The 360-nt window shown below is 70.8% G+C and carries 1 protein-coding gene; it reads right to left on the bottom strand.

Going from position 1 to position 360, the window contains the following annotated elements:
- On the bottom strand, positions 1-360 hold a 360-nt coding region (locus tag D0817_RS26895), incomplete at both ends, for a hypothetical protein (RefSeq protein ID WP_202866530.1).

Here is a 360-nt window from a genome sequence, read left to right as displayed (position 1 = left end):
GCCGCCGAGACCCCGGTGTCGAACTGGCGCGCCACCGAATGCGATCCGGCGTTGGGCGCGTTGTGGCAACTGGTGCAGGTGCCCCGTTGCAGCGGCTGGCGCAAGGTGTCGCTGAAACCGGCCACGCCCACGATGTTCATCGGGCGCGTGTTGAACAATTGTTCGCCGCGCGCGATCGAGGCGCGCGCCAGATTCTGGGCCGACGGATTCGGCCCGGCCGCCGCGTCGCGCCACGCGCCGAACAGGGTCATCGCGGCGGGCGTGAAAGGCGCGCCGCTCAGGTAGTCGCCAACGGCGACGTCGTTGATCCCCCAATAAAAGGCGCCCTGCGACAGCAGGGCCGGTCCGCCGAGCGCGCCG

It is taken from the genome of Flavobacterium cupreum (assembly GCF_003996965.1).
Lineage (GTDB): Bacteria > Bacteroidota > Bacteroidia > Flavobacteriales > Flavobacteriaceae > Flavobacterium > Flavobacterium cupreum.
Note: the sequence above shows the minus strand (reverse complement) of the source record. Positions and strands in the feature narration are given on the sequence as shown.